Annotated in this window: 16 protein-coding genes and 2 pseudogenes; 8 read left to right on the top strand and 10 right to left on the bottom strand. The window is 71.8% G+C overall.

Annotation, left to right across the window (positions count from 1 at the left end; translation table 11 throughout):
• Positions 1-393: pseudogene (locus ABZ449_RS40160) on the top strand (phosphoglucomutase, alpha-D-glucose phosphate-specific); the annotation flags it as partial.
• 419 nt (positions 394-812) lie between these two features.
• Positions 813-1493 (top strand): hypothetical protein, encoded by a 681-nt coding sequence (locus ABZ449_RS40155; RefSeq protein ID WP_360356579.1) that lies wholly within the window; start codon positions 813-815, stop codon positions 1491-1493.
• Between the two features lie 286 nt (positions 1494-1779).
• On the opposite strand, the gene ABZ449_RS40150 is transcribed toward ABZ449_RS40155, so the two are convergent.
• Complete coding sequence (locus ABZ449_RS40150) at positions 1780-2301, bottom strand: hypothetical protein (RefSeq protein WP_360356576.1); 522 nt, start codon at positions 2299-2301, stop codon at positions 1780-1782.
• 247 nt (positions 2302-2548) lie between these two features.
• Here ABZ449_RS40150 and ABZ449_RS40145 point away from each other — a divergent pair, with 247 nt between their 5' ends.
• The gene (locus ABZ449_RS40145) at positions 2549-2965 is read left to right on the top strand and encodes an ATP-binding protein (RefSeq protein ID WP_360356573.1); all 417 of its coding nucleotides are present in this window, start codon (positions 2549-2551) and stop codon (positions 2963-2965) included.
• A 53-nt stretch (positions 2966-3018) separates the two neighbouring features.
• Here the strand turns inward: ABZ449_RS40145 and ABZ449_RS40140 are convergent, their stop codons facing one another.
• From ABZ449_RS40140 to ABZ449_RS40130, 3 genes are all read right to left on the bottom strand, one after another.
• Positions 3019-3534 (bottom strand): hypothetical protein, encoded by a 516-nt coding sequence (locus ABZ449_RS40140; RefSeq protein ID WP_360356570.1) that lies wholly within the window; start codon positions 3532-3534, stop codon positions 3019-3021.
• Positions 3535-3830: 296 nt separating this feature from the next.
• Positions 3831-4301, bottom strand: a complete 471-nt coding sequence (locus ABZ449_RS40135) for a carboxymuconolactone decarboxylase family protein (RefSeq protein ID WP_360356567.1) — start codon at positions 4299-4301, stop codon at positions 3831-3833.
• Positions 4298-4963 carry a class II aldolase/adducin family protein gene (locus ABZ449_RS40130; protein ID WP_360356566.1) on the bottom strand — a complete coding sequence of 222 codons (666 nt, stop codon included), beginning with the start codon at positions 4961-4963 and terminating at the stop codon, positions 4298-4300. The genes ABZ449_RS40135 and ABZ449_RS40130 overlap by 4 nt, the downstream gene beginning before the upstream one ends.
• A gap of 131 nt (positions 4964-5094) precedes the next feature.
• Here ABZ449_RS40130 and ABZ449_RS40125 point away from each other — a divergent pair, with 131 nt between their 5' ends.
• The gene (locus ABZ449_RS40125; protein ID WP_360356581.1) at positions 5095-5481 is read left to right on the top strand and encodes a MerR family transcriptional regulator; all 387 of its coding nucleotides are present in this window, start codon (positions 5095-5097) and stop codon (positions 5479-5481) included.
• Between the two features lie 180 nt (positions 5482-5661).
• Here the strand turns inward: ABZ449_RS40125 and ABZ449_RS40120 are convergent, their stop codons facing one another.
• A complete protein-coding gene (locus ABZ449_RS40120; RefSeq protein WP_360356563.1) occupies positions 5662-6840 on the bottom strand; it encodes an MFS transporter in 1179 nt (392 codons plus the stop codon).
• 176 nt (positions 6841-7016) lie between these two features.
• Between ABZ449_RS40120 and ABZ449_RS40115 the strand changes: the two genes are divergently transcribed.
• Positions 7017-7349, top strand: a complete 333-nt coding sequence (locus tag ABZ449_RS40115) for a helix-turn-helix transcriptional regulator (RefSeq protein WP_360356561.1) — start codon at positions 7017-7019, stop codon at positions 7347-7349.
• Positions 7350-8273: 924 nt separating this feature from the next.
• On the opposite strand, the gene ABZ449_RS40110 is transcribed toward ABZ449_RS40115, so the two are convergent.
• Together ABZ449_RS40110 and ABZ449_RS40105 are read right to left on the bottom strand one after the other, a co-directional pair.
• Positions 8274-8714: a DUF1801 domain-containing protein gene (locus ABZ449_RS40110; RefSeq protein ID WP_360356559.1), complete on the bottom strand. Its 441-nt coding sequence runs from the start codon at positions 8712-8714 to the stop codon at positions 8274-8276.
• A 201-nt stretch (positions 8715-8915) separates the two neighbouring features.
• Positions 8916-9209: a DUF1330 domain-containing protein gene (locus tag ABZ449_RS40105; protein ID WP_360356556.1), complete on the bottom strand. Its 294-nt coding sequence runs from the start codon at positions 9207-9209 to the stop codon at positions 8916-8918.
• 158 nt (positions 9210-9367) lie between these two features.
• Between ABZ449_RS40105 and ABZ449_RS40100 the strand changes: the two genes are divergently transcribed.
• Both ABZ449_RS40100 and ABZ449_RS40095 read left to right on the top strand, forming a co-directional pair.
• The gene (locus ABZ449_RS40100) at positions 9368-10270 is read left to right on the top strand and encodes a LysR family transcriptional regulator (protein WP_360356553.1); all 903 of its coding nucleotides are present in this window, start codon (positions 9368-9370) and stop codon (positions 10268-10270) included.
• 572 nt (positions 10271-10842) lie between these two features.
• Positions 10843-11577, top strand: a complete 735-nt coding sequence (locus ABZ449_RS40095) for an HAD family hydrolase (protein ID WP_360356551.1) — start codon at positions 10843-10845, stop codon at positions 11575-11577.
• A gap of 122 nt (positions 11578-11699) precedes the next feature.
• On the opposite strand, the gene ABZ449_RS40090 is transcribed toward ABZ449_RS40095, so the two are convergent.
• The 3 genes from ABZ449_RS40090 to ABZ449_RS40080 form a co-directional block, all read right to left on the bottom strand.
• On the bottom strand, positions 11700-12353 hold the full coding sequence (locus ABZ449_RS40090) for a GNAT family N-acetyltransferase (protein WP_360356549.1): 654 nt from the start codon (positions 12351-12353) through the stop codon (positions 11700-11702).
• A gap of 296 nt (positions 12354-12649) precedes the next feature.
• Positions 12650-13480: an alpha/beta hydrolase gene (locus ABZ449_RS40085; protein ID WP_360356546.1), complete on the bottom strand. Its 831-nt coding sequence runs from the start codon at positions 13478-13480 to the stop codon at positions 12650-12652.
• 53 nt (positions 13481-13533) lie between these two features.
• Positions 13534-14199: a DUF4097 family beta strand repeat-containing protein gene (locus ABZ449_RS40080; protein WP_360356543.1), complete on the bottom strand. Its 666-nt coding sequence runs from the start codon at positions 14197-14199 to the stop codon at positions 13534-13536.
• A gap of 332 nt (positions 14200-14531) precedes the next feature.
• Between ABZ449_RS40080 and ABZ449_RS40075 the strand changes: the two are divergent.
• Positions 14532-15209, top strand: a pseudogene (locus ABZ449_RS40075) (helix-turn-helix domain-containing protein); the annotation flags it as partial.
• Positions 15210-15304 lie beyond the last annotated feature (95 nt).

The raw sequence follows: 15304 nt of genomic DNA, 5'->3' as shown, positions 1-15304 counted from the left end.
TTGCTGGCCGCCGAGATCACGGCTGTCACCGGTGCCACCCCCAGTGCCCGCTACCGTGAGCTGACGGAGCGTCATGGCGCTCCGTCCTACGCGCGCGTGGATGCTCCGGCCGACCGTGAGCAGAAGGCCCGTCTGGCGCGTCTGTCGCCGGAGCGGGTGGGTGCGGGTGAGATCGCGGGCGAGGAGATCACGGCGGTCCTCGCGGAGGCTCCCGGCAACGGTGCCCGCATCGGGGGTATCAAGGTCTGTACCGAGAACGCCTGGTTCGCCGCCCGGCCTTCGGGCACCGAGGACGTCTACAAGATCTACGCCGAGTCCTTCCACGGTGACGAGCACCTTGCCCGGGTCCAGGAGGAGGCCCGGGCGCTGGTCGGTGAGGTCCTGCGGGGCTGAACCCGGCCCCCGGCCCGGCGACGTGTCACGTCCGGCGCCGAGGCCGGGGTTCGGTTCTGTTCGGTTGTGGCACGGGCGTGTCCCGGCTCGGCTCCCCGCCGGGCCGGGACAGCGCCGCTCTCCCGGACGTCCACCTCACCGGACGTCCGTCTTGGACGTCCTTCTTGGGTGTTCTTCTCGTGGGACGTCTTTTCAGACGCAGCCTTCTGCCCGCTGGTCGTTGTCGTTGTCGTGGGTGTGGGGCGGGTGTTCGGTGATGGTCTCGGTGCCGAGTGCGTAGGCCGGTGCGGCGGCCTCGGTACTGATGGGCTCGCGTGGTCAACCGTCGCGAGTTGACCCACTTCGCTCCGGCGCTGCTACTGAGCGTGACAGTCGTGGGGGAGATTCTGGGTGTCAGGGGCATCCGGTTGGATGGGCACATGACTGTCTATGACGTGGCTCGCCAGCTCCCTTCCATCGCTGACCTGCGGAACCTGTGCCGCTCACTGGCGATGCTCGATGCGATCTTGAGCCCGGACTGGGAAGGCCGGTACCACTCCTTCGATGCCGGCTGGGCCGACGGCGAGGAGATGGCGTCGATGCGTAACGGGTCGGGGGACGAGTACTCCATCGTCTTCTCGGTGGCCGGGGCCTATGTCCGTGGCTTCGACCACGAAGCACCGATGAGCCCGTATGGCAACGGTGGCGAGCCCTGGCCGGGAGTGATCGACGAGGTTCCGGAGGTCTTCAAGCCGTTCGTCGAGGAGCCGGCGTTCACCGACGAGGACGACGTCCCCGTCGTGACGGCCTGTCTGTGGCGGGAGGCGACGGATGATCGGTGGCGGCACGGCGTGATCGACTTCCCCGCCGGGTGTTCTGATCCGGACGGGGCAGCGGGCCTGTTCGAGCTCCTGGTCGACCGCTCGCCGGAAGCGTTCCGGCGCTTCGCCGAGGACTACTACGAGGTTCCCGTGGACCTGGAAGCGGTGCGCCACGTGTATGCCTTGCGACCGCTGAGTCAGAAGCTCGTGTCATCGCTGAACCCGGAGGTCACCCTCGTAGGGCTGGCTGAGGACATCGCCGAGACCGGCTACCCGCAGCCGGTCCGGGACGTGATCTGAGCTTCGACTGCCGGTGAGTCGATGGGATTGATGCTGATGGGCTCTCCTGCTCGACCGCCGGTGGTTCCCCGCGGAGCCCGGGCTTGCGGTCCGGCGGCCGGTATGGGGGCCGGCCGCCGGTGCGCGCTTGCGTTTCGTCGGGTCGGTGGTCAGTGGGCCGGACAGCGGCCGCCGCCGGTGGGGCCCGCACCGGCGGCTGCTGTCACGGTCCGTGGTCGCGCCCGGCGGGGTCTCGGGCCGCCGCTGGGTCGGCGGCGCGGCGCCGTGTGGGAGACCGGATCCGGGCTTACGGCAGGTTGGCGGTCGCGCTTCCGTAGATGGGGCTGGTCACCGAGGTGCCGCCGTAGACCGTCGTGATGGTCGCCCGCGCGCCGGTCTGGTACGTGCCCTGCTTCAGCGGGTACTCCGTGTCGGCGCTCGAACTCAGCGCGTTGTACGCGGTGGTGGAGTTGTAGGTGACCTGGGAGCCGTTGTAGTAGAGCGCCACATCGAGCTGGATCTTGTAGACGGGGGCCGTGCAGCTGACGCTCGCCAGGCCCTCCTCGCCTCCGCCGTACGGGCCCCCGTAGTAGCGGAAGGGCGTCGACGGGGTCACGGTGCAGTCGATCGACAGCGGTGTGGCCCCGGCGCGGGTGGCGGGGACGGTGAGGGTCAGGACGGTAGCGCCGCTGCCCGGCTTGGCCAGGGTGTGGGCCGGGCGTGCGGTGGCCGCGTGTGCGCTGGCGCTCGGCACCACGAGGGCGGCCAGGGCCGCCGCACAGGCGCCGAGGGCGGCGCGTCGGATGAAGGGGCGGGTGTCGTTGCTCATGGCTGCTTCCTTGGACCGGCCGCCTGGGGAGCCGGATGCTCCGGTGGCGGGGCTGTGAAGAAGTGGCATGTACGAGCCGAACACTCCGGGGCGGCGGCGCCGGGGATGATGCCGCGCCAGGGTGGTGCCAGTCTTCAGGTCCTCTGACTGGACGTCAATATGTCTTTGTCCCGGCCGTGGTACTGGTGGGCTCGCGTACTGAAATGTCGTGGGTTCCCCGAGGGGCCCAGCCCGCCGGTGACCGGGTGTGATCGCCGGCGGTGTAGAGGCTCCAGGGCCCGCCCGTCTCCCCGAGAAGGGCGGCTGGTGGTCTCGTCGTGGTAGCCGAGGGCGCGAGGACCGGACCTGGGACAAGAGGATGCGCGAGCTCGTCGGCCTCGACGTCCTCGCCCTCGACGACTTCGCGATGCGCCGGCTCACCGCCGCGCAGGCCGGCGACCTCTACGAACTGGTCTCCGAACGGCGGGGCCGTTCCCTGATCATCACCAGCAGCCGGGCGCCCGGCGACTGGTATCCGCTCTTCGCGAACCCCGTCGTCGCCGGGTCGTCCCTGGAGCGACTGATCAGCACCAGCCACCAGGTCGTCATGAACGGCCCTGGCTGCCGGCCCAACAAGCGCCCGAGGGGATCTGCCACGAAGGATGAGAAGGTCCTGATCAGGTAGTCACGTTGGCCATCGCGGGTCCCGGCGACGGGGCCGGCGAGCGCGAGGTGAGCTCACGCCTTGAACATCGAGCGGTTCTCCACCACATAGTGCGGACGCTCTTCGCCTGAGCCGAGGAACCGCCAGTCTTCCCACTCAGGGCGCCCTGCGGGGAACACCTCCAAGGACATGCCGGACGAGAGCATGAGCTGAAGGTCGAACTCGTCGCCGATGCGTACGTGGTCGACGACGGGAGCATCTGCTGCGATGAGCTGCGTGACGGTCTCGACGCGGTCGTCGAACCGGCTTGTCCCGATGTCGCCCCCAGCCTCGAATCCAGCTGCGGCCCCAGCGCCCGGAACATGGAGATCGCCCTCCTGGACCATCGCGGAGACGCCGTTGAGCAGCCGCCAGCGGCACTGCAAATGCAGCGACATCTCCGGGCGGACTGTCTGCTCGCCACGGTGGTCCACCCATGGCACGTCGTCGCCGAACGTGAGCCAGACAAGCGTCGCTGCCCGGCCGATGGCCGTGAACGGTTGTCCCTCCAGCTCGCGCAATGCGGCGCGAGTGGCCTCAAGACCGATCACAGTGAGTCTCACCCTTCCCCAGCGCCGACGAACCCGAGTACCGGCCGAAGGATGGCATCGGAATCACAGGATACGGACGCAAGGGCGGGGGACCCGGGGAATTGCCCGACCGTCCACACCCCGGCCCCGGCCCGGGATGTGGCACGTCCGATGCGTGGCCGGGGTGCGGCCCGGTCCGGTTGTGACGCGGGTGTGTCCCGGCCCGGCTCCCTGCCGGGCCGGGGCAGTCCCCCGCTCTCCCGGACGTCCTTCTCAACGGGCGTTCTTCTCGGGTGTGCTTCTCGTGGGGCGTCTTTTCAGGCGCCGTCTTCTGTCGGCGGGTCGTTGTCGTGGGGCAGGTGTTCGGTGATGATTTCGGTGCCGAGTGCGTAGGCGGGTACGCCTGCGGTGATGAGTGCGGTTTCGGCGACGGCGATGAGGTCGGTGAGTGTGGCTCCGGCGTGGAGTGCGCCTCGGGCGTGGATGCGGGCGGGGTGTTCGCGGCCGAGGGCCAGCAGTTGTCCGAAGTGGACGAGTTGCTGTGTCCGGGCTCCCAGTGGGCTGTCGGTCAGGACGATGTGGCGCAGTTGCGCGATTGCTTCCTCGGTGGGCAGGCGGCCGAACTTCCGGGCCAGGCGCAGTCGTTCCTGGACGCCGGCGGGGACGGTGGGGAGGGTGGCGCGGTAAAGCTCGCGTACGGCCTCCGTGCGGGCGTCGAGGGCGTTCGGGGCGTCGAGGGCGTCCGGTGCGTCGGGGGTGTCGGGGGTGTCGGGGGTGTGGTGGGTCATGACGCGGCTCGGGCGATCGCGGTGCGTACGGCTTCCTGGGCGCCTGGGGGGAAGTCGACGGCTCCGCCGATGGCGGTGGCGTTGATTTCGGCCTGGGCGCCTTCCTCGATGGCGATGAGGAGGTGGGCGGTGGCGGCGGGGGTCGGGCCGAAGACGAGGAGGCCGTGGTTGGCGAGCAGGACGGCGGCGGTGGGGTGTTGTTGCAGGACGTGGGTGATGCCGCGTACGGACACGTCGGATCCGCGGGGTCCCCAGGGGACGACGGGGACGGTTTCGGCCTGTCCGAAGCGCAGCATGGGTTCGGTGCGGCAGGGCAGGGGTCGGTGGGCGACGGCGTAGGCGGTGGCGCAGGGGGAGTGGGTGTGGATGACCGTGCCCACGTGGGGGCGGGCGCGGTAGACGGCGGCGTGCATGGCGGTGATCTCGGCGCTGACGGAGCGCAGTTCGCCTTCGAGGACGTGTCCGTCGAAGTGGACGGTCGCGAGTTGTTCGGGTGTCAGGCCGCGGACGAATCCCGGTGTGAGCAGGAGGCGTTCGCCGTCGAGTCTGGCGCTGAGGTTGGCGTGTCCCGAGTGGGACATCACTCCGGCGGTGAAGAGTTGTTGTGCGGCTTCGACCAGTTCGCCGGCCCGTTGTGCGCGGGTGTCGTTGCTGTCGCTCATGACGTGTCTCCAGGTGTGCTGGCGGTGGCTTCGATTCGCCGCCGTCCACGTGTCGACCACTTTCCGGCTTGAACTAAGGTTCAAGTCAAACGCCCGGATCGACGAGGAGTAGGAGCAGTGGCGACGTGCGTATGACGATCGGCCGGCTCGCCGAGATCACCGGGGTGCCAGCTTCGGCCATCCGCTACTGGGAGCGTCACGGCCTGCTGCCCGTGCCCGAGCGCGAGGGCGGGCAGCGGCGCTACCCGCCCGGGGCCGCCGAGCGGATCACGGTACTGCGCACGTTCCAGCAGGCCGGGCTGAGCCTGGAGGAGATCAGGGAGTTGCAGCGGGAGCAGCCGCGCCGGCAGGCCGTGATCCGCGCCAAGATCGCTGAGGTCCGCCAGCGCATGGTCGATCTCGACCACGCCCACGAGCTCCTGGCCCACGCCCTCGTGTGCGGCGAGGAGGACATCGTCGAATGCCCCAAGTTCCGGCGGCAGATGGCGCAGTGGCAGGCACCGGACCCGGCGCCGTGAACCGCGTGCGGCGCCCCGGCCCGGCCGGCGCCGACCCGGTGGCGAGGGCCTGGCGGGAGTCTGGCGGGGCCGTTTGATGACCGGCCGGGGCAGGGGCGGTTGCAGCTGCGTGCTGTCGGCGGGTGCTGGCCGTCGGGGGCCGGTTGCTGGCCGGCCGGCCGGCGTCGGTGGCTGGTCAGGTCAGGGGTGTGTGGGCTGGGGAGTGGGGGCTTTCGTCGGTCGGTGTTCGTTGCGGGTGGTTGTAGCTGCCACGGCGAAGGCTGTGAGGGCCAGTGCTGCGGCGGCGAGGGGGAACCAGTGTTCGCCCAGCGCGGTGATTGCTGCGGATCCGGCGGCGCCTCCGGCTGCTGTGCCGAGGTAGAGGGCGCTGCTGTTCAGTGAGATGAGCAGGGGGGCGTTGGCGGGGTCGATGGATGCCAGGCGGTGGGGGAGGGCGACGGAGATGGCCCAGCCGGCCAGTGGTACGACGGTGGCGTAGGCCAGTGCGCCGGGCATGGTCTGTCCGAGCCACGGCAGTGCGGTGAAGGCGGCCGCGGCCGTGGCGGAGCCGGTCAGCAGGACGCGGCGTACTCCGAGGCGGTCGACCAGGCGTCCGCCCAGCCAGCTGCCGGCCACCGACATGACGCCGCAGGTCAGCAGGATCAGGCTCAGGCGGTCGGCGTTGCCGTGGGTGGCGCCCGAGACGGCGGTGGCGAGGTAGATGTAGACGCTCTGGAAGGCGAGGAAGAACACCAGGGTGGTGGCGGCGGCTGCCAGGACCCGGCCCTGGGCCAGTGGCGCGAGCCGTGCGGTGAGGGTGGGGGCCGCGGTGGGGGCGGGCAGTTCGCGCAGCAGCAGGGCGAGCCCGGCGAGGGCGGCCAGGCCGAGTGCGGTGACCAGCCACATCGTCATCCGCCAGTCGGTGCGTCCGACCCAGGTGCCCAGCGGCACGCCCAGCGCGGTGGCCACGGTCATCCCGCCGAGCACCGTCGCCAGGGCCCGTCCGCGTCGTTCGGGGGCGACGAGGGTGGTGGCCACGGCGCTGGCGGTCGGTGTGTAGAGGGCGGCGCCGGCCGCGGCCAGGATGCGGGTGGCCAGCAGCAGTTCGTAGGTGGGGGCGAGCGCGCTGAGGGCGTTGGCCGCGGTGAACACCGCGAGCGCGGTCAGCAGCAGGCGCCGGCGCGGCCAGCGGGCGGTGAGTGTGGCCAGCACCGGGGCCAGCAGTGCGTAGCCGAGTGCGAAGACGGTGACCAGCTGGCCGGCGGCCGGCACCGACACCCCCAGGTCGGCGGAGATCGGGCCGAGGATGCCGGCGACGACCATCGAGTCGGTGCCCATGGCGAAGGTGCCGAGGGCGAGCAGGAGCAGAGGTACGGGCACGGGAGAGCCCCCCGGGTGCGTGGAGCGGACGGATGGAGCGGACGGGCGCCGGCGCGGGCGCCGGACGGGATTGTTGGACACCTGTAAAACAGTTTGACGCTCGTCAAACACTCGGGGATTGGTGGATGATTGTCAAACCATTCCTTTCCTGTCCGCGGCCCCGAGGAGCGTGTGCCATGAGCGACGACGAGCGGCTTGCCCAGCCCGCCACCGCCGACATCGACCTCGTGACCGTCCTGCACGCCCTCGGCGATCCCGTGCGCATGACGCTGCTGCTCAGCTACGCCGACGGCGGTGAGCACTCCTGCGATCCGCGCGGCCTGGGTCTGGAACACCTCCACAAGTCGACGGTCTCCCACCACATGCGGGTGCTGCGCGAGTCCGGCGTGACCACCACCCGCGTCGCGGGGCGCAACCGCTTCGTCAGCCTGCGCCGCGCCGATCTCGACGCCCGCTTTCCGGGCCTGCTCGACGCGATCCTGACGGCGTCGGCAGCTCCCTTGCCGTAGCGGCGGGTCGGATCCCTGGAGGGGGGTGGGTGCCGCGGCCGGCGCCGCGGGCGTGGGCCTGCGGTCGCAGGGCGCCGGGGGCGGCTCCTGCCGGGGCGGACGCGCCCGGGCGGGTCGGATCGCCGCGGTGGACGCACGCCGTTGTCGCGGTGGACGCGTGTGCCGCCGCCCGATCTGCCGCAGGAACCGTTCATGACCGGATACCGGCCCGGCCGTTCGCTCGGCGGTCCGCTCACCCGCCGTGGCGCCCTCGGGGTGCTCGCTCTGGGCGCGGCCACCGCCGCCACCGGCGTCGGCGTCGGCGCCGGGCCCGCCCGCGCCGGCACCGCGCCGACGCCGCCTCGGATACCGCGCCGGGCGCAGCGTCCGCCTGACCGCGCCCGCCCGGCCGTGCCTGCCGCCACCCTGTGGTCCTCGACTTCCGCGGCTGTGGTGGCGGCAGTGCTTTCGACGCTGCTCCCGCCGGGAAACTCGCCTCCCGCGGCGGCGTCGTCGCCGCTGTCGACCACGACCTGCGACGCCGGTGAGGCCGGAGTTCCCCGGCGCCGCCTCGGCGTGTGCGACAAGGGCCCGTGTCCAAGCGATGACCCGCGTCGGAATCGCCTGCCGCGCGGCCGGCGCCGCTTGCCCGCTCGACCGCCTCGAGGGCGGCCCGCCGCCCGCCGGCCTCCACGCCGCCCTCGACCCTGAGGCCATCGGCGTGTTCGGTCACTGTCCGGGCGGTGCCGTCACTGTCCGGGCCCTGTGGGTGGACCGGCGCGTCTGCCTCACCGCCTGCGTGGGCCTCCACCTGCGCGCCGTCCCCACCCCGCTGCTGGAGGCCCCCATACGCACCGGCCCGAGATCCGCTTCGACGTCTGAACTCCGGTTCGGCGCCCGAGCCCCGCCCCGTCGGATCTGCCGTGGCAGATCGGTCGTGCCGGTTCAGCCGACCGCGCGTTTCACCAGCTCGGCGATCCGCTCCTCCACCTCGGTCGTCACCTGTGCCAACGCGAAGTACGCCGGCCACATCGGTCCGTCGTCCAGCTGCGCCTGGTCGCTGAAACCCAGTGTGGCGTACCGGGACTTGAACTTCTCCGCGCTCTGGAAGAAGCACACCACCTTGCCCTCCAGCGCGTAGGCGGGCATCCCGTACCAGAGCCTGGGGGCGAGCGCGGGGGCGGCGGAGGTGACCACGGCGTGCACCCGTTCGGCCAGCGCCCGGTCGCCCGGCGGCATCTCGGCGATCTTCGCGAGCACGTCCCGCAGGGCCTCGGCCGCCTTCTCCTCCTGCGAGGCCCTGCGTGCGGCCTTCCTGAGCTCCTGCGCGTGGTCCTTCATTGCGGCCCGCTCCTCGGCGGAGAACCCCTCGTGCCTGCTGCCCATGCCGAACCCCCTTGTGTCGTCGTGCGATCTCGGGAGGGACCATAGCGCCTGGAGCTGACAGTGGATGGGCCCGTCAGATGCCGGCAGGGGTGGGCGGCTCGCGGTGGCGGCCTGCCGCCGCCGGGTCGCCTCCCGGCAGTGGCGGGGCGGGACCAGTAGGGGACGGGGCGGTTCTCGCGGGCGCGTGTTCGGCCCTGCCGGTCAGTCGATGCCTTCGATGATGCGGAAGTCCCGCTCGACGCCGTCGGGGAGGGCCACCAGCGCCTTCTGGTACGCCTCGCTCTCGTATGCCGCGACGGCCTGTTCAAAGCTGTCGAACTCGATCAGAACGACGCGTCGCGTGATTCCGGCCTCGTGGGCGACGACCCGACCGCCACGGGACAGGGTGCGCCCGCCCCCGGCCCGGACAGCCGGACCGGCCAGCTTGTCGTAGGCGGTCAGCCTCTCAGGGGCGGCAACGGCGGGATAGACACTGACCCAGTAGCCCTTGGCCATGGAAACCTCCTGTGTTCGGCCGGACACGTCCGACTTCGAATCGACACTCGGATCGATCGATCCCGGCATGCGCAGGTTAGGGCTGGATGCGCGGTCGAGGGAAAGACCGGTACGGGATAGGCTCAGAACGGATCGTTATCAATCGGCAGGGAGGGCACGTGGCGCCGGATACGGTGAGCCTGCGGTACTTCCTGGTGCTGGCACAGGAGTTGAACTTCACCCGCGCGGCCGCACGGATCGGTATCGCACAGCCCGCACTCAGCGCCCGGATGCGCCGATTGGAGGCGGAACTCGGTACGGCCCTGCTGGTCCGCAACACGCGTAGCGTCGTATTGACCACGGCCGGTGCGGCTTTGGCGGAGTCCGCGCCGCCCGCGCTGGCGGCGCTGGACCGGGCATGGGACACCGCCCGGAGCGCGGCGGCCGGTGAACTGGGCACGCTGCGCATCGGATACAGCCTCAGTGCCGGGGCCGAGACGGCACCGGCCCTGGTGGACAGGCTGATTCGTGGCAAGCGCGGACTCGAGGTCCGCGCGGTCCCGATGGCGACACCGGAGATCTCCCCCGCGGTCGCCGACGGCCGCATCGATGCCGGGATCACCCGCGGTGAACAACCGGGCCGTGGCGTGCGCCGGTTCCTGCTGCGGCGTGCCCGCATCGGGGTCCAGCTGGCGCAGCACCATCCGCTGGCCGAACACCCGGAGATCGAGATCGCCGACGCGGCCGCGTATCCACTGCGACTCCCGGACCGTGCGGCCAACCCCGTGATCCACGATCAGCTGGCCGCACTGTTCCGAGACACCCGACCACACCCCCGATTCCACACGCCCGCAGTCTCGTTCGACATGTCTCAGCGCGACCTGCGCGACGGGGTCACCCTCGCCCCGGCCGGAGAAGCCGCGGCCACCGCACAACCGGCTGGTCTCACCTGGCGACCGCTGCGGGGCGCACCCAGTCTGACGATCCACCTGGTCCTCCCGCGCGAGCAGTCGCCACTGCACCGCCGCATCCGTGCCGTCGCCAAAACCCTGGCGCACGAGCTGCACTGGCTGCCGGACTGACGCGCAAGAGGTCAAGCGAGACGGACGCCCGCGGTGGCGGGGCCGAAGACCCTGCGCCCGGCGGACTTCGCGGGGACGACGACGGCGGTCTTGCCGAATGCCCGACACGACCTCGCCATGCCGGTGGATCAGCGTCCGGAAGCCTGAGCACGAACGCGTCTTCGAGGTACCTGCCTGCGGTCGTACCAAGCACTCCAACGGACCCGAGCCGACTGGGCCGCCGACCGCGCGCGATGACACCGAGACCACGAACCACGTGCCTGACACCTGCCGGGCACCCTGGATGACGGCCAAGGCCGCTGGACCATGCCCAGGTCCAACGGCCTCGAGCCAGCGGAGCGCTTCGCTTCCCAACACGCTCACGTGACAGGGAAGTCGAGTACGGATCGTGGAACGGGGTCCGCGACCTGTTCGGCCGATGGCAGCGCGACGGTGCCCGGCAGCGGATCCTCATCCGGCTCCCGTGCCCGGCCGGCGCGAAGGGGACGATCGCACGGGGCCCGGGCGTCGACTCCACGGCCTGCCGCGTACCATCCCCAGCGGGTCCCACCCCCGGCGAAAGGCTCCCGCTCGTGCCCATCCGTGGCGTGCTCTTCGACGTCGACGACACCCTCTTCGACTACTCCGGCTCCGAACGCGCCGGCATCCTCGCCCACCTGCGCGACCTCGGCCTGCTGCACCGCTTCCCCACGCCCGAGGCCGCGGTGGCGCTGTGGCGCGAGGTCATGCAGGAGCAGTACGCGCGCTTCCTCGCCGGCGAACTGACCTTCACCGCACAGCAGCACGAGCGCACCCGCCGCTTCCTCGCCCGCCTCGGCGAGGACACCACGACCATGCCCGACGACAGGGCCGCCGCCTGGTTCGCCGGCTACACCGCCCACCGCGACGCCGCCCAGGCCGCCTTCCCCGACGCCGCCCCCACCCTCACCGTCCTCGCCCCCACCCACCGCCTGGGCATCGTCTCCAACTCCGCCACCGCCCACCAGCGCCGCAAACTCCACGCCACCGGCCTGCTCCACCACTTCGCCGACACCGCCCTCGTCTGCTCCGACGAACACGGCGAAGCCAAACCCGCCCCCGGCATCTTCCTCGCCGGCTGCGCCCGCCTGGGCCTGCCCCCGCACCAGGTCGCCTACGTCGGCGACAATTACGACCTCGACGCCCTCGGCGCCCGCGCCGCCGGCCTGCGCCCGTTCTGGCTCGACCGCACCGCCACCGCCACCACGGCCGACGACGGAATCCACGTCCTGCACACCCTGGCCGACCTGCCCGCCGCCCTGCACGGCTGGCAGGTGAGTGGACGGTAGGAGGACCCGGTAGACAGGCGGTGGACGGGCCCGGCGCGGACACCGCGGCCGGGCCCGTCCTGGGGCACGCGGCCCCGGTCAGCCGGTCAGCCGGTCAGCCGGTCGGTCGGTCGGTCGGCTGGTCAGTCGGTGAGGCCGAACAGGGCGCGGCAGTCGTCGTTGAGGCCGGTGACGGTGACCGGGGTGCGGGCGGCGTGTTCGGCCCAGGCCTGGGGGCTCAGGCGCAGGCGCTCGGAGACGACCACCTGTCCGTCCAGGACATCGCGGTCGATGCCGTCGCTGCGGTAGCCGAGTTTGCGGGAGACGGCGAGGGAGGAGTGGTTGTCGGTGAAGGAGAGAGAGGTGGCGGACTGCGTGCCCAGTTCGGCGAAGGCCAGGTGGAGCATCGCGGCGCGCATCTCGGTGCCCAGGCCCTTGCCCTGGTGTTCCAGGCCGAGCCACGAGCCGGAGACGATCTCGCGCCGTACGCCGAACTCCTTGGCCCGCATGTCCTGGATCCCCACCGGGTGCCCTCCGTGGAAGGCGACCAGGTTCAGCGCCCAGTCCCGTGCGGTCCAGCGGCCCAGCCGGCTCCAGTGCGACTGCACCACGTGCCGGGCGCGTTCGGCGGGCGCAAGTTCGCCCCACGGTGTCAGGAAGGGGCGGTCCTGGGGGAGGTGGACGCCGCGTCCGGCGACGTGCGCCACCTCGGCGAGCTCGTCCTCGGTGGGCAGGCGCAGCTCCAGGCGCGGGGAGGTCACGCGCAGCCCCTGCAGGGGCCAGTGGTCGATGATCACCGGATCAGTGTGCCCAGCGGGCGCCCGGCCCGCACTGCCATTTCCGCCCCCCACGCCGACCTTCACCGCCCTCGGGGCCTCCGGTGCCCTCGCCGTCCTCGACGCCCTCGGGGTCCTTGCCTTTCCCGGTCTTCCTCGCCACCGGCCCGCTGCGTGCTCGGGCCGGTGCGGCTTCGGCGGGGTCGCCTCGTGGTGGTGCGGTGTCGGGCGGCCGCGTCGGTCGGCGGGTTGCCCGGGGATGGCGGGGGCAGGGCTGTCAGTGGGCGGGCTGCCCGGGTGTGGGGGTGGTGGGGGCGTCAGTGGGTGGTGTCGGTGGGGTGGTCGAGGGCGGCGACCTCGCGCACGGCGTCGGCGATCGCGCGGAAGTCCTTCTTCAGGATCGCGCCGTGGTTGCTGGGGACCTTCGCGCTGATCTCGATGTGGGGGTTGCGTGCGGCCACCGAGGGCAGGACCGAGCGGATGATCTCCTGTTCCTCGCCTTTGCTGCCCAGGGAGACGCCCGAGGCGACGACGTAGCGGGTCGGGACGGTGATGGCGTCCAGTACCGGGCCCAGTGCGTCGGCGCGGGCGATTTCGCCGAGTTCGATGTTGCAGTCGGACATCTGTTGGTGGGTCATGCGCGGGGTCAGGCCGGTGGGGCGCATCAGCGCCATGAGCGGGGCCCATCGCCGGAACTGTTTGCGGATGCGCTGTTCCAGGCCGTCGGTCAGCCAGTCGTAGGGCTGTGCGCCGTCGACGAGGATGGCACCGATGGTGCGCTGCGGGTTGTGTGAGGCCTGGTGTGCGGCGAGGAACGCCCCGTAGGACCAGCCCACCAGCAGGGCCCGCTGGACGCCGCGGGCGGTGAGGACGGCGTCGATGTCGCGCAGGGCGGCTTCGAAGGAGTAGTCGGCGGAGCGCTTGGAGGTGCGGCCGCGGGCCCGCTCGTCGTAGGTGATGTGCCGGAAGTGCGGGCCGAGTTCGGTCAGGACGCGGCGCCAGTAGCCCTGGGTGGCGAACTGGCCGTTGAGGTAGAGCACGGGCAGGCCGGGGCCGCCGGTGTCGGTGACGGCCAGGGCGGTGTCGTCGACCGGCACCATGCCCTTCCAAGCCCGGGGACGGGTCGCGGTTGTGGCGTCGGTGGTCATGGCTTTCCCTCCTGGGGTCTCGGTGGTGTGGGGCCGCGCGCGGCTGTCGGGTGTCACAGGCTGCGGGCGGTGATGTCGCCGTGGGAGGTGGTGGCGCGGATGTCGAGCACGGTGGTGCCGTCGTTGCGCAGGGCGTTGGCGATGCGGCCGTGGCCGGTGCCGGCGTCCAGGGCGGCGCTGACGCCGGCACCGGCGCCGACGGTGATGCTCCCGGACCCGGTGGTCAGCTCGACGGTGCCGCAGTGGGCCTCGGTGATGCGGATGTCGCCGCGGGTGGTGCTGATCCGGGCGGGGCCGGTGAGGCGGCCGACCTCGACGTCGCCGTCGACGGCGCTCAGCTCCAGGCTCGCGGCCTCGTCGATCCTGGTGGTGCGGTACGCGCCGTCGAAGGCGACGAAGCCCAGGCGGCCGACGACGCGCAGTTCGGCGGCGGCGGCCTTGCCCCGGACGGCGGAGCCGCACGGCAGCCGGACGGTGACCTCCAGGGAGCCGGTGGGGCCCGGCAGCCGGTGCCCGGCCGCGTCGGTGACGATCCGCAGGACGCCGTCGGCGAAGGAGACGGCGGTGCGCTCGGCGGCCTGGACGTCGCGGTTCCTGCCGGCCTCGGCGGGGCGGACCTCGACGGTGGTGTCGCCGCGCTCGGCGGCGATCAGCCGCACGAGCCCTCCGGGGACCTCCAGGACGACGGTGATCGGGGCCGAGGTGTCGAACGTCTGCATCGCGGGCTCCTCTGCGGGTGCGGGTGCGGGTGCGGGTGCGGGTGCGGGTGCGGGTGCGGACCCGGGCCTGCCCCATTGGTGTTTCCGACATTGGAAACGCTACGTTGCTTTCAAGATCCAGGCAACCAATTCGTTGCGTCAGAACGGCTTTATTGCAGGTGAATGACGGGAAACTGTTGCAACGAACATGTCCGGTAATGCAACGGCCACTGTTGCGATCATTGCAATGGGTGGAAGGTGAACGCTATGGTGGCCCCGACCCGGCAACACGCCGGCCACCACGCCGGGAACCACACGGGGACCGCGCGGCGACCACCACCGAGGAGAACGCGATGCCGGGAGGCAGGCTCACCCAGCAGGAACGCCGGCAGATCGCGCTGGGGCTGGCCGACAGCCTGCCCTACGCCGAGATCGCCCGGCGCCTGGAACGCCCCACCTCGACCGTCACCCGCGAGGTGATGCGCAACGGCGGTCCCCTCGCCTACCGCGCCGACCTGGCCCACCGCGCCACCGAACACCGCGCCCAGCGGCGCCGGCCCACCGCCCCCGGCGGGCCGCAGCCGGGCCCGCAGCCCCACGGGCGCGACGGCGAGGCCGTCGCCGCCTACGAGGAACAGCTCACCACCGTGCTGATGGGCTCGGGCCTCAACCGGATGGGCGCCCGGGTGATCACCTGCCTGTGCACCACCGACGCGGGCAGCCTCACCGCCGCCGAACTCGCCCGGCGCCTGCAGGTCAGCCCGGCCTCCGTCTCCAAGGCGATCGCCTTCCTGGAGAGCCAGAGCCTGGTGCGCCGGGAACGCGACGAACGCCGCCGCGACCGCTACATCGTCGACGACGAGCTCTACTACCAGGCGGTCATCGCCAGCGCCCGCGCCAACGACCGGGTCATCGAGGCCGCCCGCCAGGGCGTCGCCGTCCTCGGTCCCGGCACCCCCGCCGCCGTCCGCCTGGAGAACATCGCCCGCTTCCTCGACTTCATCAGCGAGAGCATCGTGCGCGCCGCCGACACGCGGCGGTCCTCGTCCTCCAGCACCTCGCGGGCCAGGGCCGGGGTGCGGTGTTCGGCGAGGGCCCGGGCGTAGGCGGCGGGGTGCTTGGCGTT

The organism is Kitasatospora sp. NPDC005856 (assembly GCF_040629945.1).
GTDB lineage: Bacteria > Actinomycetota > Actinomycetes > Streptomycetales > Streptomycetaceae > Kitasatospora.
The sequence above is the reverse complement of the archived record's forward strand: the minus strand, read 5'-3'. Positions and strand labels throughout refer to the sequence as shown.

What these genes read in the sequence shown, in the direction of transcription:
- ABZ449_RS40130 (WP_360356566.1), bottom strand. Translation starts at nt 4,963, where the DNA reads ATGAGCGACAGCAACGACACCCGCGCACAACGGGCCGGCGAACTGGTC.
- ABZ449_RS40155 (WP_360356579.1), top strand. Translation starts at nt 813, where the DNA reads ATGACTGTCTATGACGTGGCTCGCCAGCTCCCTTCCATCGCTGACCTG.
- ABZ449_RS40125 (WP_360356581.1), top strand. Translation starts at nt 5,095, where the DNA reads ATGACGATCGGCCGGCTCGCCGAGATCACCGGGGTGCCAGCTTCGGCC.
- ABZ449_RS40110 (WP_360356559.1), bottom strand. Translation starts at nt 8,714, where the DNA reads ATGGGCAGCAGGCACGAGGGGTTCTCCGCCGAGGAGCGGGCCGCAATG.
- ABZ449_RS40080 (WP_360356543.1), bottom strand. Translation starts at nt 14,199, where the DNA reads ATGCAGACGTTCGACACCTCGGCCCCGATCACCGTCGTCCTGGAGGTC.
- ABZ449_RS40115 (WP_360356561.1), top strand. Translation starts at nt 7,017, where the DNA reads ATGAGCGACGACGAGCGGCTTGCCCAGCCCGCCACCGCCGACATCGAC.
- ABZ449_RS40085 (WP_360356546.1), bottom strand. Translation starts at nt 13,480, where the DNA reads ATGACCACCGACGCCACAACCGCGACCCGTCCCCGGGCTTGGAAGGGC.
- ABZ449_RS40135 (WP_360356567.1), bottom strand. Translation starts at nt 4,301, where the DNA reads ATGACCCACCACACCCCCGACACCCCCGACACCCCCGACGCACCGGAC.
- ABZ449_RS40150 (WP_360356576.1), bottom strand. Translation starts at nt 2,301, where the DNA reads ATGAGCAACGACACCCGCCCCTTCATCCGACGCGCCGCCCTCGGCGCC.
- ABZ449_RS40105 (WP_360356556.1), bottom strand. Translation starts at nt 9,209, where the DNA reads ATGGCCAAGGGCTACTGGGTCAGTGTCTATCCCGCCGTTGCCGCCCCT.